Raw genomic sequence first — 23,047 nt, 5'->3', positions numbered from 1 at the left:
CTAAGAAAAAGAATAATAGCAAATAACAATGCAATGGCAAAAGCCATTGCATTGTTATTGAAATACCAACTCCTGAATAGTCCCTTTGCCAAACTTTTCATCTATAAGCGCCATTACTTTAGTCCGGTTCATGATCAGCTCATTTTTGATAGCACCTGAGGATAGTTTCACATAAAGTTTTTTATCTTTAATATATAAACCAGTGGTCCTGGATGCTACTGTTTTTCCCATGAGCTCTTCCCATGAGCTGATCACTTTTCTTTCGTTAAACCTGTCCTTTAATTTATATGTCTGCAGAAGTTCTTCAAAAACTTCTTTGAGAGGGGAGGTATTCTTATTTCTGGTAGTGTAGTCTTTGTAGTACTGCATATGTAAAGTTAACTTAAACAAAAAGCTTCTCAGCTATACTGTCGGCTAAAATTCTTCCTTTTTCTGTCAGGATTATTTTTTCATCCTCCAGGACCAGCAGACCCTCTTTATGAAATAGGTTCAGCTCCTTTTCTTTTTTATACTTAAGGTCAAATTGATACCGGTCCTGAATCAACCGTAGATCGGTACCCCAGATGGTCCTGATAGAAGTAAGCAGGTATTCATTGATGATTTCTTCTCTTTCCAGACGATCAATTTCTGAAATGAGTTCATTTGCCATGAGACCTTTGACATATTTTACATTATTGGCTACATTATGCTGTCTGCTTTGACCGTCATAAGAATGGGCACTTGGGCCTATGCCCAGGTAAGATACGCCCTTCCAGTAGTTGCTGTTATGAACAGCAAATGCATGAGGCTTCGCAAAATTAGATATCTCGTATTGGATATAACCTGCTTCTTTCATTTTGGCCTGCATGATTTCAAATTGATCGGCATTGAAATCATCCGTGGTGGGTAAGTATTTTCCTTTCTCAGTCCATTTGCCCAAAGCAGTTTGAGGCTCTATGGTAAGGCAATAGCTACTGATATGACCTGGATCTATGGTCAATGCCAACTGCAGGTCGCTTATCCAGAGAGAATGATCTGCATATGGAAAACCATACATAAGATCTATACTCAGCTTCTCAAACCCATGCTCTCTGGCCATAGCTATACTCTCCAATGATTCACGGGCATTATGGGCTCTGTTATAAAACTTTAGCACGTTATCATGGAAACTCTGAATTCCTATGCTCAGCCTATCAAAACCTAAATGATTTAGTCCAGCTAGTTTTTCATTTGAAAGATCATCGGGATTAGTTTCTATAGTAATCTCTTTCAGATCCAGGGAATAATTTTTATAAATGGTATTTAAAATTTTTTCTATCTGATTTAGATTTAAAAGGGAAGGAGTGCCTCCCCCAAAGTAAATCGTTTCCACCACTGGGTCCCCTTTAAGATAATTCCTGCGCATGATGAGCTCTTTACATATCATCTCGACTACTGAATCCACCATCAAAGTACTGGTACTGAAGTGGAAATCACAATAATGACATGCCTGTTTACAGAAAGGGATATGGAGATAAATTCCGGACAATTGCTTATATTTATATGTAAAGATACACCATTCAACTGACTTATTTTGTACCGCTATTTTTTCATAATGATTTTATTGTTCATATCTGTGCCATGTCTGTGCCAGGAGTCCCTATATTACCTGAATTATGGAGTGCCTGGAAACATGGATAATAGAGGATTGTTGATTTTTCGGGACAGCCTTTCTAGAGAGCAGATGCTCAATACCATAATAGAAGATTTTTATCTTGAAGGATACTTACAGGTTAGTATCAAGCAAAGGGAGTTTTATGGAGATAGTTTGTCTGTCTCCATCGACAGCGGAGAGCTATATAGCTGGGGAGCATTAAAACCAGGAAATGTACCCCCGCAGATCATAGCGAAAAGTGGTTTAAATCTAAATTTATTCACTGGAAGGCCCTTTTCTTATAGGAAACTCACGGATTTATACGAAGGATTGATCCGAGTCTTGGAGGATAATGGCTATCCTTTTGCTTCTTTGAAGTTGGAAGATATGGTCCAAGATGGTAATCAAATTTCCGCGGCATTGCATTGTGACATGGGTCCATTTATTACCTTTGACACGATCAGGTTGGTCGGGAATGGAAGCAAAACCGACCCTGTTTTCTTATCCAGAATACTTCATATAGCACCTGGTACACCTTTTTCACAGAAAAGAATCAACGAATCTATAGCTTCAATCAGAAATTTGCCATATATAAAGATGGTGGGAGTACCCGAAATCACTTTCCAAAACAATGAAGCAACGTTGCACCTTTCCCTTCTGGATAAAAAAATAAATGTTTTGGATGGGGTAATCGGATTCCTACCTCATGACAATGGAGGTAAGTGGCTGGTCACAGGTCAGTTTGATTTGGCACTCTATAATATAGCTGGTAAAGGGAGGAATTATGGGATAGCATGGAGAAGATGGAATCCCTATTCACAGAGTATCAGGCTTACTGCCGAAGAGCCTTTTATCCTAGGGTCCTATATAGATGTAAAAGCTTCTTTATTTATTTTAAAGGAAGACACTTCATTTGTAAACAGGGATTTTAGACTGGATCTGGGCTACAGACTTTCGCCATTGGCCTATTTTAGTTTTGTTAACAGGAGGCAAGCAGGTGATTTGTTTGCAGTGTCTGAATATGATAAAACAGGAAATTTTCCAAATTTAGCTGACTTTAGATATAATAATTATGGATTTCGCATAAATTTGAACTGTTTAGATGATTTGATATTTCCTAGAAGGGGTTGGTTTTCCCTTTTGGATTTTGCTATAGGGAATAAGAAGATACTTCAGAATGTAGGTTTGCCAGATACTTTTTATAATGGAATAAAACTTAATGAGGTACAGTATTATATTACAGTTCGATCTTCCAAGTATATTTTTCTTTCTCAAAAATTAGCAATAATGACCGGATTAAATGCTGGGAAAATAGAAGGTGGCAATTTATTGTGGAATGATTTGTATCGATTGGGAGGGTTGAAAAGTATTAGGGGCTTTAACGAGAACTTTTTTTTTGCCAACAAATATATTTATACTAACATAGAACCTAGATTTTATTTTGACAACTACTCTTATTTATTGATTTTTGCAGATATGGGAAATATAACCAATAAATTTTCATCAAGAATTAATGAGCGGCCTTATTCTTTCGGATCAGGTTTAAATATGGAAACTGCAGGCGGGATGTTACAATTTATATATGCTGTAGGCCATTCGGGTGCCCAGCCCCTTGCATTAAATTATTCTAGAATTCATGTGGGGTATACAGGAAGGTTTTGATTATGGATTCAATTCAAAGAAAGACGCTGTCAGTACTTATTGTATTTATTATGCCCATGCTGGTATCAGGACAGATATTGGAAAATTATAATCCTTCGATTAGGGTTTTTCATGCATCGGATTTATATTATTCTCCAGAAAGGGCATCTATAGATATTAATGTTAAGGACTTTCCTTTGTCTGAATATAAACTTCAGGTGCCCGCGCGGTCATCTGTTTTTTTAGACAATGTACTCTGGTTTTATGCCGCTAACGATTCGGTCGTACAGGTAGAAACGGCCCTTCTCCGACAGGGTGAAGTGACAGTGAGAAAGCTCAGTATAGTAAAGAAAGACTTGGCCAGAGAAGATATATCCATTCTCAAAGGTTATTTTGTAAAAGATAAGGTAGAAAGCGTACCTGTTTTACAGGAAGAATATCCCATATCTAGAAGGAATAAAGAAGTAGTGACGGAATTTTTTTATATGGCCCTGTTTATAATCCTGTTTTTATTGGCGCTGTTTAAAATTATATATCCACTTTTATTTACTTTATTGATGAATCCTATGTCCATATTTTCATCTGAGGATTTTTCTGATAATGTCACTCGGCCCAGGATATTTTCATCGGATGTAATTTTTTACCTAATGGTATTCAATATGCTGTTTATGTTGCTCATAGTCTGTTCTGTTTACTACATGGATCTTCCGGTACTAAGGGAAGTTTTAAAAAATGAACTAGACTTCATGTTTTTAATCTGGTTAGCCGGCACGGTATGTCTTCTTATATTAGCGCTGGTAAAATTATTATGGCTGAAGGTATCGACTGCTATTTATGGAATTGGAAGACTTGAATTCATCCATTTTTTTTACATGCTAAGGATCATAACTTTTGCGCTTCTTCCGGTCTTTCTCATTCTCACCATTGTCATATCCAATGATCTGATGGCATCTAAAAGCTTAATGCCTTATTTGTTGAGCATGTTTTTTATGTTGTACATCATAGGAATAGCTATGCTTTTCTTTCTGATGACAAAAAAAGTATCCTTTAAAAATTATCATTTATTTTCTTACCTTTGCACCGCGGAAGTAGTTCCCTTTTTAGTAATAGCTAAACTGATTATAGGATAGTTATATAAAACAGGGGATAGGAGAAGAAAAAAAATAATGTATGATGACTAAATCAAAAGACAGGTTTAATTCTGTAAAGAGTATCTTGGTATCACAGCCCAAACCAACCGATGAGAGGTCTCCTTATTTCCAATTGGCGGATAAGTATAATCTAAAGATTGATTTTAGGCCTTTTATAAAAGTTGAACCTGTTTCGGTGAAGGATTTTAGAAAGCAAAAGATTGATATTTTAAAGCATACGGCTATTATATTCACCAGTAGGAATGCTATAGACCATTTTTTTAGCATCTGTCAGGAATTGAAACTGGAAATGCCAGCGGATATGAAATATTTTTGTATATCAGAGCAGACAGCCCACTATCTTCAAAAATATATTGTCATCAGAAAAAGAAAATTGTTTGTAGGCGTGCGGACAGCGGCGGACCTTTTCGATTATTTCAAGAAACATAAAGGGGAGAAGTACCTATTTCCCTGTTCGGATATACGAAAGGATGAAATTCCTACTTTTATGGATAAGTTGAATATATCTTATACCGAAGCCATCATTTACCATACCGTGGCTGCGGACTTATCGGATTTGAAGGATATTAAATATGATATACTTGCTTTTTTCAGTCCGTCTGGAATTAAGTCTTTGTTTCATAATTTCCCGGACTTTAAGCAGAACAATACGCGTATAGCGGCATTTGGACCTACTACTGCACAGGCTGTATTGGATGAAAATCTAATATTGGATATAGAGGCCCCACTTCCCAATGCGCCAAGTATGACTGGTGCTCTTGAACTTTATATAAAAAAAGCGAATAATTTATAGCATCTTTTTAATCTTTTAGCGGGTAATTTGAGTTAAAATGTGTAGAATAGTTCTTCGTTTAAGAATTATACTTTTAGCCTGCAATATCAAGTCATAGAACTGGGACTTTTCACCATATATCTATGATATTGTTGATAAGTTAGGCTTGAAAAATTTAGGACTACATATGAGAAAGAAAAGTTGCCTTATTTTCTTAGTTTTTTTTGCCATGGTGCTGAACCTGTATTTGATCCAGGATGTATATGCGCAGCAGGATGCCCAGCTGACTCAGTATATGTATAATGGCATGTATTATAATCCTGCTTTTGCAGGCAAAGATCCAGGATACCAATTTTCGGCCCTGCACAGGACTCAGTGGCTAGGGTACAGTACACCCGCAGGTGTAGGCAACGGCGGTATCAATACGCAGGTGCTATCAGCATCAGGAAGGATCACAGGTACAGCTCTTGGTCTGGGGCTGAATTTTATAAATGATGACATAGGCCCTACCCGAAACCAGGAAGTTAATCTTTCTTTAGGTTATCATCTTAATTTAGGTAGAGGGGTATTGAGTATAGGAGCTTCGGGTGGTTTTTTTTCTAGTAATATAAATTATGATGAGTTTAATCCGGTAAACCCTGATCCGAATGTTCCTACTTCGGGAAATGAATCCCAGATAAATTTTAACCTGGGTGGGGGGCTTCTCTATGACCATAGTAGGTTTTATTTGGGGCTAAGCAGTAGGCACATAAATGAACCGGATTTTGATTTTGGTGAAGGAGCTTTTGGTAATCAGTTAGTCAATCATAATTACCTGTTAGCAGGTTATAGGATCAATCCTTTTGGATTGTTGAGATTTGAACCAAGTTTTTTGGTAAAATCAGTAGGGTTCGATAATTTTTCTTATAATGTAAGCGTTATAGCCACACATAATGAGAAAGTTAGCGGAGGATTAGCGTATCGGGGAGAAGAATCTGTGTCTATATTATTGGGATACAGCTTGCTGAGAGATAATTCTCTGAGGTTGGGGTACGCGTTTGATTTGGTAGTAGGAGGGGTAGAAGCTAAGGCGCCTACTTCTCATGAATTTATGCTTACTTATAATCTTCCCCCAGTGGCGAGAGATCTGCAGCGTGTGATACAAAGAACACCGAGATTTAGATATTAGTATTAAAAGTTGTAATTAAATGAGTTACTTCTTGGATCTTACTGATATTTTCTACTAAATTTCGAGCTATTACTTTATGGAAAATACGTAAAAATTATTGCAATTAAATAACTGTCATATATGTATAAAAAAATGAATTCACGATTTTTAGCGGTTACCGTAGGGTGTCTGGCGGCTATGCTTCTGCAAAGTTGCGGACTTTTCGGGAGCAGGGGTACTGCAAGTGAAAGGGACAACCGGAGAGGTGAAGTGACCGGGGTTCCTAAGCGGACGGGATGGAAGCAAACCTTACCTTATGAAATGGTACCGGTAAAAGCAGGGACATTCTGGATGGGGCAGGCAGATGAGGATATAGCTGTTAGCCAATCAGCTTTTAACAAGCAGATAACCATATCTGAATTTTATATGGATAAACATGAGGTCTCGAATAACAAGTACCGCCAGTTTCTTGAAGCGGTGAGGTCTGGGGAATTGGCCACCGGTACACCGACCACGCAGGCTGATCCACCACAGTTCAATTTGGAAGAGCTTGTACCCGATACCACAGTATGGTCTACCAGTTTTACCCATCATTATGGAGATCCATTAATGGAATATTATTTTGATCATCCAGCCTTTGATGATTATCCTGTAGTGGGTATCAGCTGGGAGCAGGCCCAAAAATTCTGTGAATGGAGGACCTACCATATGAATGCTAATGACCGGTCTGAATTTGACATGCCTAAGTTTAGACTGCCTTCTGAAGCAGAATGGGAGTATGCCGCCAAAGGTGGTAAAGATGTGGCAAAATATCCGTGGGGAGGTCCCTATCTTAAAAATAGAAGAGGCTGTCTGATGGCTAACTTCAAGCCGGGAAGAGGTAATTATATAGATGATGGTTTTGCCTATACCGCTCCTGTGGATGTATTTGCACCAAATGGCTTCGGGCTATATAATATGGCTGGCAATGTATCTGAATGGGTAATAGATGCTTATAATCCTGCAGGAAGCGCCCTTACCTGGGATATGGATCCGGTATACAACGATCCTAATGAACCCAGAAAAGTAGTAAGAGGTGGCTCTTGGAAAGACATTGCCCATTATCTAGAGACCAGTACCAGGACATTCGAATACCAGGATGTGAAGACTGCTCATATAGGTTTCAGAACCTCGATGACGTTCATCGGAAGGTCAGGCTCTATGAATGTGAACAATAGGAGGAGAAGAAGTAGATAAAAAAAGCCAAAGCGTAGAATAAAATATCCAAACAAAAAATAAAAAACAAATTAGTCAAATGTCAGCAAATAAGAATTCATTTAAGTATAAGTTTTACGGTGATATCATGCCTAAAATTTACGGTATTGGAGCCGCAGTAGTAATTTTAGGAGCCATGTTTAAGATTTTGGACTGGCCTGGAGCTACGCTCATGATCGGTATAGGTCTTACTACAGAGGCCGCCATTTTCTTCCTTTCTTCATTTGAACCGAAACATGAAGATGTAGATTGGGCAAAAGTCTATCCTCAGCTTTCCCCTACATATAATGGCGACGGCATGCCCCTTATGCCTCAGTCTGCAGTAGGCTCTACGCCGATGAAAGATAGCACTACTCAGAAGTTTGACAAGGTTTTGGAAGATGCCAAAATAGGAGATGACCTTATAGAAAACCTGGGCAAAGGGATTAAAAACTTAGCAGCGTCTGCGGAGAAATTGGGAAGTGTATCAGATGCAGCTGTAGCTACTTCAGAATATGCAGATAATGTAAGAAATGCTTCTAGGACTTTAGTGGATATGAACCAGTCATATTCTAAAACAGCTTCTGCTTTGGTAGAAATGTCATCCGCATCCACAGATGCCAAAGAATATCATGAACAAGTAGTAACAGTAACCAAGAATCTGTCTGCCCTTAATGCCGTCTATGAAATGGAACTTCAGGATGCCAATAGTCATGTGAAGGTTTTGAATAAATTCTACTCTAATGTTTCTGCTGCTATGGAAGGACTAAATGAAGCAGGAAAAGAGACAGAAGCATTTAAAAACCAATTGGCTCAATTGAATGCGAATGTGAGCTCACTGAATAAGGTATACGGTGGTATGCTATCAGCCATGAAAGGTTAATAGATCTTTCCATTATAAATTATTATGTTTAAAAATCTAAGTATCGACTATGGCTGGAGGTAAGGAAACCCCAAGGCAGAAGATGATAGGTATGATGTACCTGGTTCTTACAGCTTTGCTGGCTTTGCAAGTTAGTAACCAAATATTACAAAAATTTGTCCTTCTGAACGATGGTTTGGAAAGAACATCGAAAAATTATATTGAAAAAAATGCCTTTACCGTAAGCTCCATAGCTGGTACGGTGGAGCAGCAGGGCAATAATGAGAGAGATGTGCCGAAAGTAGAAGCTGCCAGGCAGATCAGGTCTGAGACTTCAGATATATTTAGCTATCTGGAAAGTTTAAAGCAGGAACTATTAGCTACCACAAATGCCGTGGCAGAAGATGGTACCTATAGAACGAGTTCTTTGAAAAATCAGGACATCACTGGCAATATTTTCAATAATAACAGAAAAGGATATGAAATGGAAGAAAGGCTAAATGCTTTTCCAAACCAGGTTTCAGAGATACTTTCAAGGGTGGGAATCAATCAGAATTTTGAAAAGATTGCCAAGAATGCAAATGAAATCGATCTGTTCAAAAATGACCCTAATGCCAATTATAAAGACTTTGTGAACTTGAACTTCGTAAAATCCCCTGTAGGGGCGGTAATGGCATTGATATCTCAGTACCAAAATGAGGTGTTAAATATAGAAAGTGAGGCTTTATCTTCCATCACGGGATCCTTGGGTTCATTTTATTTCAAATCTGATGTATTTGAAGCCAGGGTAGCAGCTTCTAGCAATGTGGTAGCTGCTGGTACCAAATTTGAAGGGGATTTATTTATTGCCTCTTCTTCATCTTCTGCTATGCCTAAGATGACTGCTGATGGACGGGAAATACCAGTAGAAAATGGTTTTGGAAAAATCAATTTTACTGTACCTCCTGCTTCGTCATACGATGATAGGGGATTAGCCAAAAGAACTATACAGGGTCAGATTACTGTTAATATAGCTGGAGTAGATAGTACACTGAATGTAGATTATGAATACTTCGTAGCAAAACCGGTGATAAGAGTAGAATCTGAGACTGTCAACCAGCTATATGCTAATGCTGCAAACGTGCTGATGATAGACGTACCGGCATTGGGTACCAGCTATGCTCCTGAATTTACTGTTTCTAATGGTCAGGCTATTAAAGGTAACAGACCGGGTCAAGTGACTGTCATTCCAACTTCCGACTCCGGGAAAGTAGTCATAGGGGTAAGCAGTGGTGGTAATAAAATAGGAGATGTAAGCTATGATATTAGACCGGTGCCAGCTCCGACTATAAGAGCCTTTGATGCCAGAGGTCCTATTGATCTTACCAATCCATACCCAGCTCCGGGACCGAGCTCTTTAAGTATTAGGGCAGTTCCTGAAGCTAACTTTGGAAGAACTATGGGGCAGGATGCTAATTTTGAAGTTACTGCAGGAGAGGTTAGACTTATCAGAAATGATGTCCCCAGAGAGACTGTCCAGATATCAGGTGAAAATGTAGCTATCAGAAACCTATTGGCCGCTGCTAAAAGTGGTGACCGTATAGTGGTGGTAGTAAGAGAATATACCCGGACTAACTTCAGAGGCAATAAAATTAAAAGTTCAACTAATGAAGTTTTCTCTATTCCTATCAAATAGGGTTAGGAATTCTGATTAGTTTAATTACATACATTTGTGATATCAAAAACTTGAGGAAGTGTCATTCAGATGATGGATTCCTAATAGCACCATTAGTTATCAGTGGGGATATGGTATCATTAAGGTGAAATTTCAATCACCTGACGAAAGTCAGAGTTGACAATTAAAATATATACAGATATAACCGAGCATGACGAAAAGCGTCAGGCAGTGGTTTATTTACCACTTATGCTCGATTTAATCCCGGCCTCAGGTACGGGTAAATTTCTGACCATTAAAAATAAATTATAAACAGATGAAACTACGTGCTAGACTGATATTCTCCTTTGCCTTTTTGATGATAGGTGCGATGGGAGCAGAAGTGATGGCCCAGGGCGCTACAAGTGTCCAGCCGGTCAGAAATGGAGATCGTCAATTTAGGGTCGATACAGTGTTTTCTGCACATCCCATCAGAGATGATGATAAAATGTACCAGATGGCAGTGTGGCGAAGAATTGATCTTCGAGAAAAATTCAATCTTCCGCTTTATGGATCTGGAGATATCAAAAATGATGGGATAATGACCCATATATATAATGCGGTAGTTGAAGAAAATGCGCTGGAGATATTCAGAGATGAGAAATTTACGCAGCCGATGTCTATTAGTGAGTTTCAGGAAAACTTCTGGATCGCCGCTAATGGTGATAGCATCTTTGTTAAGAATCTTTACTTTTTGGATATTAAAGAAGACTTTCTATTTGATAAACACCACTCTCAGGTAAAGTTTGATGTTAAACACTTAGAACTGGTAATGCCTTCAGAAACCAATTCAAATGCAGGACAAAAGACGATTGCATTTATTAGATTTAAAGATTTCTATGATCATTTTAAAGATCATCCGGAGGCTAAATGGTTAAATTTTAAAAACAGCTCTAAGCATTTGACATATGATCAGGCTTTTGATCTTAGGTTATTCAAATCTGTGGTAAGGAAATTTTACAATCCAGACAATGCGCTTATTGCAGACCAGGTCAATCCTAATAGTAATAATCCAGAGTTGCAGGCGTATCTGAATTCATTAGAATTTGAATATGGTCTTTTGGAGTGGGAAAATACTTTATGGGAATGGTAAGATGTCTATCATAAAAGAAAAAAGCGGGTTTTACCCGCTTTTTTCTTTTATGGCCGCTATTAATTTCTGGCCTCTGCTTTTTCCTATCAAATTATAAATTTCACTTTCGGTTGCCTCTGTTATCTTTTTATAAGATTTAAAATGTTTAAGCAATTTGTCTGCAGTATCATTTCCTATCCCGGGTATTTCGGTGAGTATAGTTCCTATGGCCTTTTTGCTCCTTACATCCCTATGAAAAGTGATGGCAAACCTGTGGGCTTCATCTCTGATTCTTTGGATAAGCCTCAGTGATTCTGATTTTTTATCTATATGTAACGGAAAAGGATCTTCAGGAAAATAAATCTCCTCTAGCCGCTTTGCTATACCTATTATTGGGATTTTTCCATAAATACCTAAATTTTTCAAAGCTTCTACGGAAGATGATAGCTGACCTTTTCCTCCATCTATGACGATGAGCTTGGGCAATGGTTTGTTTTCTTCCAAGAGCCGGGCATACCTCCTACCTACTACTTCTGTCATACTAGCAAAATCATTAGGGCCTTCTACGGTTTTGATGTGATAGTGACGGTACTCTTTATTGGCTGGCTTGCCATTCAGAAAGCATACCATGCTGGCTACAGGGTGACTGCCCTGTATGTTTGAATTATCAAAACATTCAATATGGTCCGGCAGATCTTTGAGGCTTAGGTCTGCTTGTAGCTGTTTTAGAATCCTGTTTTTCTTGTCCACTACTTCTCCTGCATTCAGCGCTTTCTCTTTTTTAAAGTAAAGTGCATTTTTAAGTGACAATTCCACCAACTTACGCTTGTCACCTATCTTAGGCACCGTAATACTTAGGGTTTCATAGCTTTCTACTAATTCTATATTGGTCAGTACCTCTTTGGCCTCACTGAGAAACTGGTCCTGTAGTCGGATAAGGGCAGTAAGCAATAGTTCTTCATCCGATTCGTCCAGTTTCTTTTTTAGTTCTACAGATTTGGTGAGGTTAATCGCGCCGTTTTTGATTCTCATATAATTGACGAATGCAAATTTCTCATCTGATACCAGTGTGATGATATCCAGGCTGGTCACAGATGGACTTGTGACTAACGATTTCGCCTGATATTTTTCCAACAGGTCAAGTTTGTCTTTATACCGCTGGGCCTTTTCGAAAGATAGGTTATCAGCTTCTTCCTGCATTTTGTTTCGGAAATATGCTTTGGGGATTCCCAGACTTCCTTTTAGGATTGATTTGGCATGTTCTATATCTTTCAGGTAATCGGGCTCCCCTATTAAGGCTTCACAAGGACCAAGACAGTTTCCTATATGGTATTCTAGACAGATTTTATATTTTTGCTCTGCTATTTTAGCAGGGTGTAGGTCCAGCTTACAGGTACGGATAGTGAAGATACTTCTGATGAGGTCCAGTACATTGTTCATCGCTTTAACACTGGCAAAGGGGCCAAAATAGGTGCCCTTGCTAGGTATTACCCTTCGTGTAGGGTAGATTCTAGGGAAATGTTCATTAGTGAGTAGGAGATAGGGATAGGTTTTATCATCCTTGAGCAATATATTATAGCGAGGCTGGGTTTTTTTGATGAGATTATTTTCCAGCAGCAGCGCATCAAATTCGGAATTGACGATCGTAAATTCTATTTTTTTAATCTCCCGGACCATCCTGCGGGTTTTATGGTTTAGGCCAGCGTTTTTATTGAAGTAGCTGGCCACTCTTTTTTTAAGACTTTTTGCTTTACCGACATAGATGAGTATGTCCTCCGCATTGTAGTATTTATATACTCCCGGCAGATCAGGGAGCTGTAGGTGTTCACCAGGTTTAAGGGATGTTCCTTGCATAGGTTACAAATATAAAAAAAAGAGCGCTTTGGAAGGCAAGTGGTAAGAGGGAATGTGCTATAAGTTAAATAGCAAAGACGATTGATATTGGAATAGTAGATAAGATATCAGTATTTCAATAAGTTGTATCCATAGCCAGCCGATGAATGTGTCTTAATAATTTCTCTGGTTTAAATGGTAATGTCATAGCCGGGCAAACATTTACTCCTTCTTAATATGGAGGACAATATTTACTTTAACTTAAGTTTTGTAGTTTTATCCTAATTAACTGATAAAAATGGAAATAAGAAAAGGTAAATTGGAAGAGTCCACTTTTATTGCCACTTTAATTTTTTTGGCTATGGAAGACATTTTGTATCATTTCATAGGAGAAAATGATTCAGAGAAAGGAATGGATTTACTGACCAGATTAGTATCTGACACTGGAAATCAATATTCATATGAAAATAGTTGGGTAGTAGAAGCTAATGGTCATATAGGAGGAGCTGCAATTGTTTATGATGGAGGACAACTAAATAAACTAAGAAGACCTGTGGAAAAGAAAATTAAAGCCATGTTTAATAGACCATTTGATCCGGAGGATGAAACCAAAGTGGGGGAATACTATATAGATAGTATAGGGGTGGATCCTATGTTACAAGGGAAGGGGATAGGCTCTAGATTAATTCAGTTTTTAATAGGTGAATATGTTTATATTAAAAATGTAAATTTAGGTTTGCTGGTAGATAAAGATAATCAAATTGCTAAAAATCTTTACGTTACCTTAGGATTTGAACCAGTGGGTGAAAAAACCTTAGCTAATAAAAATATGGAACATCTTCAGTTTAAAAAGAAAGCTTAATACTATATAGAATCATATATTCTTGGTAAGATGAGAACTCATTTAAATGAAATATAGGATATTGTTTTTGTTAATTTTATTTACTAATTCTATACTGGCACAGACCTATGAGGATGGGATATATCTAAAAGCCAAGCAGAAATTTGATAGCTATGAAAATCAACATGGGGATTTTTTACAAACTCAAAATGCCAATATTCATTATTTGACCTGGGGTAATCCATCTGATATTCCATTAATCTGGTCCCATGGAAGTTTTAGTAATGGTTATGAATTGCTTCATATAGCAGAGGATCTTGTGGCTGCTGGTTATTATCTTATAGCCTTAGATTATTATGGTCATGGCCAGTCATCTTTGGCCAGTGAGGACGTGTCGCTTTACCACGTGGCTGATGATATCTATTTTCTCATGAATCACCTAAATATAGGTAAAGCTGTCATTGGTGGTTGGTCCAGAGGTGGCTACATCAGTTCCGCATTTTATGATGCCTATCCAGAACACACCTTAGGGCTCATATTAGAGGATGGGGGATCTGTGGCTACAAATTTAAATTATCATAAATTAGACTTAGATAGCCTGGAGCGCCTGGTAACTTCATTTGATGTAGAAAGCTATATTAAATCTGACACTATTTTTCGAAGTGAGAAAGAAGCTTTTTTTAGTTTATACGACCCTCAGGATAGCCTCGCTCAGTTTCAGTTATTGGCCTGGATTAAGCAAGTAGGAATGGATGAATGGGCTGTAAATCCTAATTTATTTGAATTGTTTCATCATCAAAATAGTGTTAATATTCTGAATATAATCCTTCGGCCTACCAATACCCCGCTTTTTGCGGCATCAATGGCTATGATGGAGCCAAAGATAATATTTAGAAACCTAAATATACCCATTCTCATTTTGGACCCTATCAGTCACCAGGATTTATTTCCCTTTGAAAAAGAGAATGAAAACTTAAAGCTTAAGTATCCAGACCTTATTACTCTAAAAAAGTATTATGATACAGGTCATAATATTCATAGTGAACGGCCTTTGCAGTTTGTTCAGGATTTACATGATTTTCTGAAGCTCGTTAAAAGTAAATTTTTGGACCAATAATTCCGAAATATAATTTTGGTAATCGGAAAAAACCTATTAAACAAACAGGATAACTAATGGCCTATTTTAATTTTAAGAGAAGAAATCTGATTTCGGGTCCTCATCTTATAGGTCCTTTAATAATAGCTGCTGGTATATTAGTATTGCTTAGCCCATTGTTTATATTTGATAAGCGCTCTGTAGTAGAAGCGATAAGTGTAGGAGTGGGAGCCATATTTTTGGGAATGATAATCATCTCAGTGTACTGCGGGACACTGATCGATTTTCCCAATAAAAGATATAAAAATTATGTTTCTATAGGATATTTTAGATATGGAGAATGGATTTGTCTACCTGATTTAAACAATATAACAGTAGTTTCAGTAAATTATATAAGGCATAATACACCCAATGGTATTAGTCCTACGCTGTCTGGACAAGTTACGGATTACAGAATATTAATATTTTCGAATGATTCTGAACCCGTATTATCATTTATCTATTCTGATATCGTCGAAGCAGTCAGGGATGCGGAATATATCGCTTCCCATCTTAAGGTCAATTTGGTTTATCACCTTTCCAATTAAAACAAATTTAAATCTGGATCATTGGAGCTAACTATCTTTAAATGAAAGCTAATACTCAACTTTTTGTTTTTTTTATCCCTACATGGTAAAAACCATCTCCAGCAATAGAACGCATCAAACCAAACATATTGTTAACTTGGAATGAAATTAAATAAATTGTATATTAAATAAGGGGGTTTATGACTAAAATGCGGATATTTTTTACAGGAGGATCGGGTAAAGCTGGAAAGCACGTCATTCCTTACCTTCTCGATAAGGGACATAGGGTTATGAATGTAGATTTACAGCCTTTGGATTATCCAGGAGTGGATAATCTGAAAGCTGATATTACGGATTCTGGTCAGATGTTTAATGCGATGAGTTCGTATGCAGGGTTGGATGAATTGGAACCGGGGAACGGGGTGCCTTCTTTTGATGCAGTGGTGCATTTTGCAGCTGTGCCCCGAATCCTGCTTCAGCCGGATAATGAAACATTTAGGATCAATACGATAGGCACTTACAATGTAATCGAAGCAGCTGTCAAGCTAGGAATCAAGAAGATCATTATAGCTTCTTCTGAGACTACCTACGGGATATGTTTTTCAGACGGACAAACCAATCCAACTGCTTTGCCGCTGGAGGAAGATTATGATGTGGATCCGATGGACAGTTATGGTTTATCTAAGGTGATAAATGAAAAAACCGCACGTAGTTTTCAGAGACGATCAGGCTTTGATATTTATGCCTTACGCATAGGAAATGTGATTGAGCCTCATGAATACCAAGAACTTTTTCCAAATTATTTAAAAAACCCCCAGCTGCGGCGCAGGAATGCATTCTGTTATATAGATGCTAGAGACCTTGGTCAGATAGTGGATTTATGTCTACAAAAAAATAATCTAGGATTTGAAATTTTTAATGCTGGGAATGATCATAACGGGGCAGTTATTACCACTAAGGAGTTAGCAGAACAGTTTTTTCCCGGAGTTCCGCTTACCCGAGAAATGGGTGAACATGAAGCATTGTTTTCAAACCTTAAAATCCGTGAAGTTTTAGGGTTTAAAGAATCACATCACTGGAGGGATTATGTTAAAGAAGCATAACCCTGCCCGAAACCATTATAATATTATCGATTGAAATTTCAGTATAGTATATAAAAGCTTGGGACATTAAATAGTTCTATAGCTTTTGTGTTTTATCTAAATTAAATTATTCATTTAGAAAGATTTGAAACTTTCAGCCACTATATATACGTTTTTCTATTTACTGTTTATAATTTTTCGCGACCATCTCAAGAGGGCATATGGGGACCTTAGATAAGTAATGCTGTTAATGTCTATTTCAGCATATGGAAAGAGGATAACTACCCTCTCTATATATAGTCGCCACATAAAAATGATCAATCTGTGCAGCGCTAAATATGAGCGCGGATGACGTATGTGTTTGTATTAATGGGATCAAATAGTATTAAGCTGACAGGTCTTTCAGGGTGTTGTGCAGATATAACCAGCCCTATGACTGAGTCCAAACGATACGAATATCTGAAAAAGGGCCAATAATTTTAAATAAAAAAATCCAGCCCTGAGAAGCTGGATTTTTTATATCACTAAAAATCTATCGTCCGGGAATCAAAATCATATTCATCAAACCGGTCTCTGTTATACATATTACAGTCTAGTTCGATACTGATAGGGCGGTCAGGTTTTTCAAATGCACCCTTCGTGATACCTGTAGCAGGATCAGCATAAGCCTTTTCCATAAACTTAACCCAGATCGGCCTTGCTGTTCTGCCCCCCTGGCCACTTATCCAGCTCCGGAAGTGGATGGCCCTATCATCTCCACCTACCCAAACACCACTCACCAGGTTTTTGGTTACACCCATATACCATCCATCAGATGCATTTTGGGTAGTTCCAGTCTTGCCTCCAATTTCGTTACCTTCATCTCTAAGAGACCATGGCACACCTTGACTGGTGCCGCCTCTTTCTTCCAGACCTCCGCGTAGCATATATAGCATAATGTAGGCATGTTCCTCACTCATAGCTGATTTTTTACGTGGCGTAAATTGCTGCAGTATATTACCGTTTTTATCTTCTATTCTGTCTATATAATAGGGGACAATATGTTCGCCTTTATTGGCAAATGTGCCAAAAGCCCCGACCATCTCAATGATAGATACATCACTGGTCCCAAGTGCTAAAGCTGGTACAGGATCCAACTGGCTATTTATTCCTAATCGATGAGCCATTTCTACTACTACCTGAGGGCTTAATTTTTTCATCATGAAAGCCGTGATGGAATTAATGGACCGGGCCATTGCTTCTCTTATGTTCATCTTTTCATAAGTGAATTTACCATCGGCATTTTTTGGACTCCAGGATGGCTGACCTGGTATATTTACTTCCACAGGCTGGTCCATTACTTCATAACATGGCCCAAAACCGTTTTCAATAGCGGCAGCATACACAAATGGTTTAAATGTAGATCCAGGTTGTCTTTTTCCCTGTTTTACATGGTCATATTTAAAGTGCTTATGGTTAATCCCTCCTACCCATGCTTTGATATGTCCCGTAGATGGGTCTAACGCTACCATACCGGTTTGCAGGTGTTTCTTGTAGTGTCTAAGGGAGTCCATAGTGCTCATCATGGTGTCCAACTCTCCCTTTTCCCAAGAAAATACCCTCATTCTTTTTTTCTCATTTAGCTTAATCCGGACACTGTCAGAATCTGCTCCATACCGTCGTACATAGTTTCTGTATGCCTCAGTTCTCTTAACTGCAGTCTCAAGAAAATCCGGAATTACCCTGCCACGGCTATCTATCCATGGATCCCGGGTGCCCATCTCTTTTTCAAATGCAGCTTGAAGGGATTTCATGTGTTCCTGTACTGCTTCTTCAGCATGCCGCTGTAATCTGCTGTCCAAAGTGGTGTAAATCCTTAAGCCATCTTCAAATAAATTGTATGGCTGACCGTCCGGTTTTAAATTTTCCCTTGTCCATTTTAGCATTTCAGCTTTAATCGCTTCTCTAAAGTAGGTGGCCAGACCTTGATTATGGTTTTCTACCTTATAATTAAGCTCTATAGGCATCTCTCGCAGCGAATCATATTGTGATCTACTGATGAAATCATATCTTCTCATCTGGTTGAGTACCGTATTTCTTCTTCTTAAGGAGTTGTCCGGATTATATACCGGGCTATAATAAGTAGGGGCCTTGAATAGTCCCACTAGGGTAGCGGCCTCCTGTATGTTTAGCTCATGTGGGTCTTTGCTGAAAAAAGTATTGGATGCTGTCTTGATGCCATAGGCGTTGCTGCCATACTCTGATGTGTTCAGGTACATGGTCAAGATTTCATTTTTGGTATAGTTTCTCTCCAACTGTGTGGCTACTATCCATTCTTTGGTTTTTATAATGAGCATCTTTAGCCCAGGTATCCTGCTGAGTAAGCCTTGGGTAGCCGCGGTTCTGGTTTTAAACAGGTTTTTGGCAGTCTGCTGGCTAAGGGTACTACCTCCTCCAGATCCACTTTGCCTTAAAATGATCGATTTTACGGCCACCCGTCCCATTCCCTGAAGGTCTATCCCAGAATGCCTTTCAAATCTGATGTCTTCTGTAGCTACCAGTGCATTGATTAGGTTTTTTGATATTTCATTATAGTCTACAGGAGTCCTGTTCTCCCTGAAATATTTTCCCAACAGCACACCGTCAGCCGAATACAATTCTGAGGAAAGATCAGTTTTAGGATTTTCCAAAGCCTGAAAATCAGGTAAGTCTCCAAAAAGCCCTAGAAAATTTACACTTACTGCCAGTACAAAGAGTATAAAGCCTATTATAGCGGCGGCGAATCCGATCCAAAGGTATTTGATAATGGCCGCTACGCGGTCAGCTGATATGAACTCGTTTTTTTTCTTCTTACTCATCTTGGATTACTTGTAGGCTTCTTTATAGAAGTCTTTGTATTCTTCTAAATCTTTTCTCTTATTTAACTGCTGAAAGTTCTCAATCGAAATCACAAAACTACCACTTTTTTGGCCTGCATTTAATCCTTCTGTGTTAAATTCAGTTAAGAATTTTTTACGGTAGTCCAATGCCTTTTCAGCATTGCTAAATGGGCTTATGATAACCAAGGTGTTGTCTTTATTGATTGAGATGGTGCCGGTTCTGAGCCGGGCGTTTGAAAATCCTGAATTATGAAAGGATTCTAAATCTGCTGTCAGATTTGTAGTTTCCTGAACTTGCTGTGGGTTCAGGGCTAATATGAAAATATGGGTTTGTCCCATGTTTTCTTTATAGATTAATTGTTCTTTGATAATTTCTGGGGCCGCATTTATTGTATCTTTTACTAGCAGATTACTATCTCCCACACTATCGATTCGGGATATAGGGGGTGGCATTGTTATATCTCCCGTCAAAGCGGAAAGCATATTCTTAGCCAATTTTTCCAGCTGCGCGTCATTTACATTGTTAATATATGTCTCCAGTTTTTGTTTGTAAACCACTTTGCCATCCAGATGATTAGCATTCATTATATCCAAGAGCAATAATTTGTCTGTGTTTTTGGTAAGAGGGTATTCTTTTAGTGTTTGGTTTATCAATGATCTTGATGATAAATAGTTTTTAGTCATGAATAGTTCATAAGCCTCTTTATATCGATCTCCTGATACCCTATTGCCCTGTGCGCCACTGGACTGGGACGGATTATTAAGAGATCTGGTATACTGGGAATCTGGAAATTCACGGTTTAAACTTGCTTTATACTTTTCGAATGGTTTGCCCGCTTCTTGGGCTACTAGATATAGGGTATAGTAAACTTCGGGTTTTCTGTTCGAATTGGGGAATTGCTCCAAGAGGGAATGTAAGTATCCCATGGCACTCTCTGCTTCTTTTAAATCAAAAAACAGTACTTTGCCCAGCTGGAAATATGATTCTTCCATTTCCATTTTCATTTGCTGTATGGTCGATTTATCCCTGGGTATGTTTTTCAGTAATTCTTCTTTAGAAGGTAAGGTAATGTCCGGCTGGGTCGTTACATCTTCTATGATGATCCCTGCCTCCTCTTCTTCAAGAGTTTGACCTATAGCTTGCTGAAATCCTTTACTGCTTCTTCTCCAATTATCTTCCAGGGGTCTGGTGCCCCAAACTCTATAAAATTCCAGGCTACCCTGCTGCATGGCAGTACTGTTGTCAAAATAAAAAGTAGATCCAGAGCCTTTGCTGCCTCCGAAGGCTAATAAATTATCAAATATGCCGGTAGATTTCTGTTTGTTTTTTTGTGCCGCTTCATTAATAAGCCGTTGTTCTTCTCCTTTTATAAAATTTTCAGCAATCAATTCCTGCTCTTCGGCGGTCAAGCCACTGAGCCTAATTAAGCTATCATTATATTGAATGAGGTCATAATGCACCACATATTCATCCAAAACCTTTTTTCTTCTACTGATAGTCTGATATGCCCGGTCAGTCTCTTTAAAATTTCCCATAGCACTGTCAAGGTAGAATTTGGCACTGCGGAAATCTTTAATGTCTTCAAAATATAGTTCAGAAAGCCTGTTATAAATATATCCTTTTTGTTTGATATTGCCTCCATCTTCTTTGGCAGCCAAAGTTAGGAGCCTAATGCCCTCATCCCTGTTTTGCTGTTTCAGTTCAAACTGCGCCTTCTCATAAAGAATCACACTTCTCAGCTCGCTGTTCTTGCTGTCCTGATAAAGATCGTCATAATATTTTCTCACATTTTTAAAGTCTTTACTTTTCTCAAGTTCAGCTACCTGCTGGGAGTAGAGCTGAGAAAAAAATGCCCGCTCATATGGAGGGTTTCCCTTTAAAGCTTTTTGATAATAATCATAAGCAAATGCATCGAATCCCGCTCTCTGATAAAGTTGGCCTAGGATAAAATTGATTCGTGATTTTTCTTTAGGGTCAGTAGTGAGGTCCACTGCTTTGTCCAAGGCAGAGAGAATGCCATCTCTTTCTCCCCTTACTTCATAATAATAGGCCAATGTGAGATAAAGGTATTGTTTGTTTTCTTTGCTGATCCCATTTTCTTTAGACAGGTAATCTATTACAAATGCGGCATCATCAAATTTTCTTAAATCTATGAAAGCCCTGAGCAACTGTGTCAATGCCAGGTGCCTGACATGGTCATCTTTACTGTTTACATTTAAAAATTTAAATGTATTGATAGCATCATCAAAATCCGCTCTCATGTGCTGGATTTTCCCTATCAAAAAGTAGCTGTCATCCACCCATTTGCTTATTTTATGCCAATCTATAGCTTTTGAAGCCATAGAATAGGCATCCTTGAGCAGTTCTTCATTTTGATCTATCACCGCGCTATCTATAGGGTAAAAGACCGGTAAGACCTCAGCATAATCTTCTTCATGACTGCTTCTAATGGTATTTTCTACCTCCTCGACTTTTTCCAATGCCAAATAATAGGCGTTATACCGGGCAGTGGTATTATGGTACATGCGGTTCGTGAAGGTATTCCTTTCTGAACTACATGACGCCAAGGCATAAATGGCCAGGTAAAAAACAAGGTTTCTGTACTTTAACACTTTCATTAAGAATAATTAACGGGCAAATTAGCTCTTTTGTATTAAATAAATAAACGCTTCAAATTAATATTCTATTTTTGCAGCTTAAGAATATAAAAAAATCTATTTGATTTGGGCGTTTCAAGCAAAATAAAAAACTGGATAGAAACTCGTTACCTCTTTGTAATCAGGAGAGAAGAGGATTTCTCAGTAATCCAATCATTCAGCATTACAAGGATAAAGATTACCCTCCTTGCATTTTTGTTTTTACTTACCTCGCTTATTGTTTCCTTAACTTTGTCCCGTACGCTCTTGGCTAGATGGCTAGATCCTGTCTATCAGGAGACAGAGAATACTGAGCGAATTTTTGCATTATCGGAGATAGTGGATAGTCTATATTACGAAGTACAGGCTAAAGATCAATATGTAGAAAACATCCTGAAACTGATGTCAGGCGGACATTTGGATACTACGGGCACAGTAATCAACGAGCCATCAGCTGGAGTGGACAGAAATGAATTAGACCTCTATAAAAGCGGTACTGCCACCGAGCGGATAAGAAAAGAATTTGAATCCATGCCTCTGGATGAGAGCAGCTTCAGGCGATTGGGAGGCTCTTTTTCGACTACCTATTTCTTTCCACCACTGAAAGGAGTCATCACATCAAAATATAATGTTGTAGAAGGCCATTTTGGGGTAGATGTGGTAGCTGCAGAAAACGAACCTGTCAAAGCAATAGCTCAGGGCACTGTTATTTTTTCTACATGGACTTTGGAGACAGGATATAATATAGGCGTTCAGCATAGTAATGAATTAGTTTCCATATATAAGCATAATTCTGTATTATTGAAACAAGTAGGAGATCCGGTCAAAGGAGGGGAGATCATATCTATCATCGGCAATACCGGTGAACAGACCTCCGGTCATCACCTTCATTTGGAACTTTGGTATAAAGGCACTCCATTAAATCCACAGGAATTTATAACATTCGATTAG

At 38.3% G+C, this 23,047-nt stretch carries 18 protein-coding genes; 13 read left to right on the top strand and 5 right to left on the bottom strand.

From position 1 onward, the window contains the following. Positions 1-54: 54 nt before the first annotated feature. The gene (locus tag EL17_RS16300) at positions 55-369 is read right to left on the bottom strand and encodes a DUF721 domain-containing protein (RefSeq protein ID WP_035076383.1); all 315 of its coding nucleotides are present in this window, start codon (positions 367-369) and stop codon (positions 55-57) included. Between the two features lie 13 nt (positions 370-382). Beyond that, entirely contained in the window at positions 383-1,507 is a 1,125-nt protein-coding gene (hemW, locus tag EL17_RS16295; protein WP_035076380.1) for a radical SAM family heme chaperone HemW, read from the bottom strand. A 66-nt stretch (positions 1,508-1,573) separates the two neighbouring features. Here hemW and EL17_RS16290 point away from each other — a divergent pair, with 66 nt between their 5' ends. The 8 genes from EL17_RS16290 to porN all read left to right on the top strand — a co-directional run bounded on the left by EL17_RS16290 (position 1,574) and on the right by porN (position 11,204). After that, positions 1,574-3,274 (top strand): BamA/TamA family outer membrane protein, encoded by a 1,701-nt coding sequence (locus tag EL17_RS16290; RefSeq protein ID WP_035076378.1) that lies wholly within the window; start codon positions 1,574-1,576, stop codon positions 3,272-3,274. A 2-nt stretch (positions 3,275-3,276) separates the two neighbouring features. Then, positions 3,277-4,383, top strand: a complete 1,107-nt coding sequence (locus tag EL17_RS16285; protein WP_035076377.1) for a DUF4271 domain-containing protein — start codon at positions 3,277-3,279, stop codon at positions 4,381-4,383. A 40-nt stretch (positions 4,384-4,423) separates the two neighbouring features. Next, positions 4,424-5,197, top strand: a complete 774-nt coding sequence (locus EL17_RS16280) for a uroporphyrinogen-III synthase (protein ID WP_035076375.1) — start codon at positions 4,424-4,426, stop codon at positions 5,195-5,197. A gap of 166 nt (positions 5,198-5,363) precedes the next feature. Then, complete coding sequence (locus EL17_RS16275) at positions 5,364-6,344, top strand: PorP/SprF family type IX secretion system membrane protein (protein ID WP_035076374.1); 981 nt, start codon at positions 5,364-5,366, stop codon at positions 6,342-6,344. Positions 6,345-6,464: 120 nt separating this feature from the next. Further along, a complete protein-coding gene (gene porK / locus EL17_RS16270) occupies positions 6,465-7,559 on the top strand; it encodes a T9SS ring complex lipoprotein PorK/GldK (protein WP_035076372.1) in 1,095 nt (364 codons plus the stop codon). A gap of 58 nt (positions 7,560-7,617) precedes the next feature. Next, positions 7,618-8,439, top strand: coding sequence for a type IX secretion system motor protein PorL/GldL (gene porL, locus EL17_RS16265; protein ID WP_035076370.1), 822 nt, complete (start codon positions 7,618-7,620; stop codon positions 8,437-8,439). Positions 8,440-8,488: 49 nt separating this feature from the next. Then, the gene (porM, locus tag EL17_RS16260) at positions 8,489-10,093 is read left to right on the top strand and encodes a type IX secretion system motor protein PorM/GldM (RefSeq protein ID WP_035076367.1); all 1,605 of its coding nucleotides are present in this window, start codon (positions 8,489-8,491) and stop codon (positions 10,091-10,093) included. Between the two features lie 295 nt (positions 10,094-10,388). Further along, complete coding sequence (gene porN / locus EL17_RS16255) at positions 10,389-11,204, top strand: type IX secretion system ring subunit PorN/GldN (RefSeq protein ID WP_035076364.1); 816 nt, start codon at positions 10,389-10,391, stop codon at positions 11,202-11,204. 30 nt (positions 11,205-11,234) lie between these two features. Here the strand turns inward: porN and uvrC are convergent, their stop codons facing one another. Beyond that, entirely contained in the window at positions 11,235-13,037 is a 1,803-nt protein-coding gene (gene uvrC, locus EL17_RS16250) for an excinuclease ABC subunit UvrC (protein WP_035076361.1), read from the bottom strand. Positions 13,038-13,314: 277 nt separating this feature from the next. Here uvrC and EL17_RS16245 point away from each other — a divergent pair, with 277 nt between their 5' ends. The 4 genes from EL17_RS16245 to EL17_RS16230 all read left to right on the top strand — a co-directional run bounded on the left by EL17_RS16245 (position 13,315) and on the right by EL17_RS16230 (position 16,622). After that, complete coding sequence (locus tag EL17_RS16245) at positions 13,315-13,878, top strand: GNAT family N-acetyltransferase (RefSeq protein WP_035076358.1); 564 nt, start codon at positions 13,315-13,317, stop codon at positions 13,876-13,878. A 46-nt stretch (positions 13,879-13,924) separates the two neighbouring features. Next, entirely contained in the window at positions 13,925-14,974 is a 1,050-nt protein-coding gene (locus EL17_RS16240) for an alpha/beta hydrolase (protein ID WP_051720047.1), read from the top strand. 56 nt (positions 14,975-15,030) lie between these two features. Then, positions 15,031-15,540: a hypothetical protein gene (locus EL17_RS16235; protein ID WP_035076355.1), complete on the top strand. Its 510-nt coding sequence runs from the start codon at positions 15,031-15,033 to the stop codon at positions 15,538-15,540. A gap of 179 nt (positions 15,541-15,719) precedes the next feature. Further along, positions 15,720-16,622: an NAD-dependent epimerase/dehydratase family protein gene (locus EL17_RS16230; RefSeq protein ID WP_035076352.1), complete on the top strand. Its 903-nt coding sequence runs from the start codon at positions 15,720-15,722 to the stop codon at positions 16,620-16,622. A 503-nt stretch (positions 16,623-17,125) separates the two neighbouring features. On the opposite strand, the gene EL17_RS16225 is transcribed toward EL17_RS16230, so the two are convergent. Both EL17_RS16225 and porW read right to left on the bottom strand, forming a co-directional pair. After that, complete coding sequence (locus EL17_RS16225) at positions 17,126-19,438, bottom strand: penicillin-binding protein 1A (protein ID WP_051720046.1); 2,313 nt, start codon at positions 19,436-19,438, stop codon at positions 17,126-17,128. A gap of 6 nt (positions 19,439-19,444) precedes the next feature. Continuing rightward, positions 19,445-22,078, bottom strand: a complete 2,634-nt coding sequence (gene porW, locus EL17_RS16220; protein ID WP_035076349.1) for a type IX secretion system periplasmic lipoprotein PorW/SprE — start codon at positions 22,076-22,078, stop codon at positions 19,445-19,447. Positions 22,079-22,183: 105 nt separating this feature from the next. Between porW and EL17_RS16215 the strand changes: the two genes are divergently transcribed. Then, entirely contained in the window at positions 22,184-23,047 is an 864-nt protein-coding gene (locus EL17_RS16215; RefSeq protein WP_035076346.1) for a M23 family metallopeptidase, read from the top strand.

It is taken from the genome of Anditalea andensis (assembly GCF_000714815.1).
GTDB lineage: Bacteria > Bacteroidota > Bacteroidia > Cytophagales > Cyclobacteriaceae > Anditalea > Anditalea andensis.
The sequence above is the reverse complement of the archived record's forward strand: the minus strand, read 5'-3'. Positions and strand labels throughout refer to the sequence as shown.

Coding starts and splice junctions, on each gene's coding strand:
- porK (WP_035076372.1), top strand. CDS start 6,465: ATGTATAAAAAAATGAATTCACGATTTTTAGCGGTTACCGTAGGGTGT.
- EL17_RS16235 (WP_035076355.1), top strand. CDS start 15,031: ATGGCCTATTTTAATTTTAAGAGAAGAAATCTGATTTCGGGTCCTCAT.
- porM (WP_035076367.1), top strand. CDS start 8,489: ATGGCTGGAGGTAAGGAAACCCCAAGGCAGAAGATGATAGGTATGATG.
- EL17_RS16245 (WP_035076358.1), top strand. CDS start 13,315: ATGGAAATAAGAAAAGGTAAATTGGAAGAGTCCACTTTTATTGCCACT.
- porW (WP_035076349.1), bottom strand. CDS start 22,078: ATGAAAGTGTTAAAGTACAGAAACCTTGTTTTTTACCTGGCCATTTAT.
- EL17_RS16280 (WP_035076375.1), top strand. CDS start 4,424: ATGATGACTAAATCAAAAGACAGGTTTAATTCTGTAAAGAGTATCTTG.
- uvrC (WP_035076361.1), bottom strand. CDS start 13,037: ATGCAAGGAACATCCCTTAAACCTGGTGAACACCTACAGCTCCCTGAT.
- EL17_RS16300 (WP_035076383.1), bottom strand. CDS start 369: ATGCAGTACTACAAAGACTACACTACCAGAAATAAGAATACCTCCCCT.
- EL17_RS16290 (WP_035076378.1), top strand. CDS start 1,574: ATGATTTTATTGTTCATATCTGTGCCATGTCTGTGCCAGGAGTCCCTA.
- EL17_RS16225 (WP_051720046.1), bottom strand. CDS start 19,438: ATGAGTAAGAAGAAAAAAAACGAGTTCATATCAGCTGACCGCGTAGCG.
- EL17_RS16230 (WP_035076352.1), top strand. CDS start 15,720: ATGACTAAAATGCGGATATTTTTTACAGGAGGATCGGGTAAAGCTGGA.
- EL17_RS16285 (WP_035076377.1), top strand. CDS start 3,277: ATGGATTCAATTCAAAGAAAGACGCTGTCAGTACTTATTGTATTTATT.
- EL17_RS16240 (WP_051720047.1), top strand. CDS start 13,925: ATGAAATATAGGATATTGTTTTTGTTAATTTTATTTACTAATTCTATA.
- EL17_RS16275 (WP_035076374.1), top strand. CDS start 5,364: ATGAGAAAGAAAAGTTGCCTTATTTTCTTAGTTTTTTTTGCCATGGTG.
- porL (WP_035076370.1), top strand. CDS start 7,618: ATGTCAGCAAATAAGAATTCATTTAAGTATAAGTTTTACGGTGATATC.
- porN (WP_035076364.1), top strand. CDS start 10,389: ATGAAACTACGTGCTAGACTGATATTCTCCTTTGCCTTTTTGATGATA.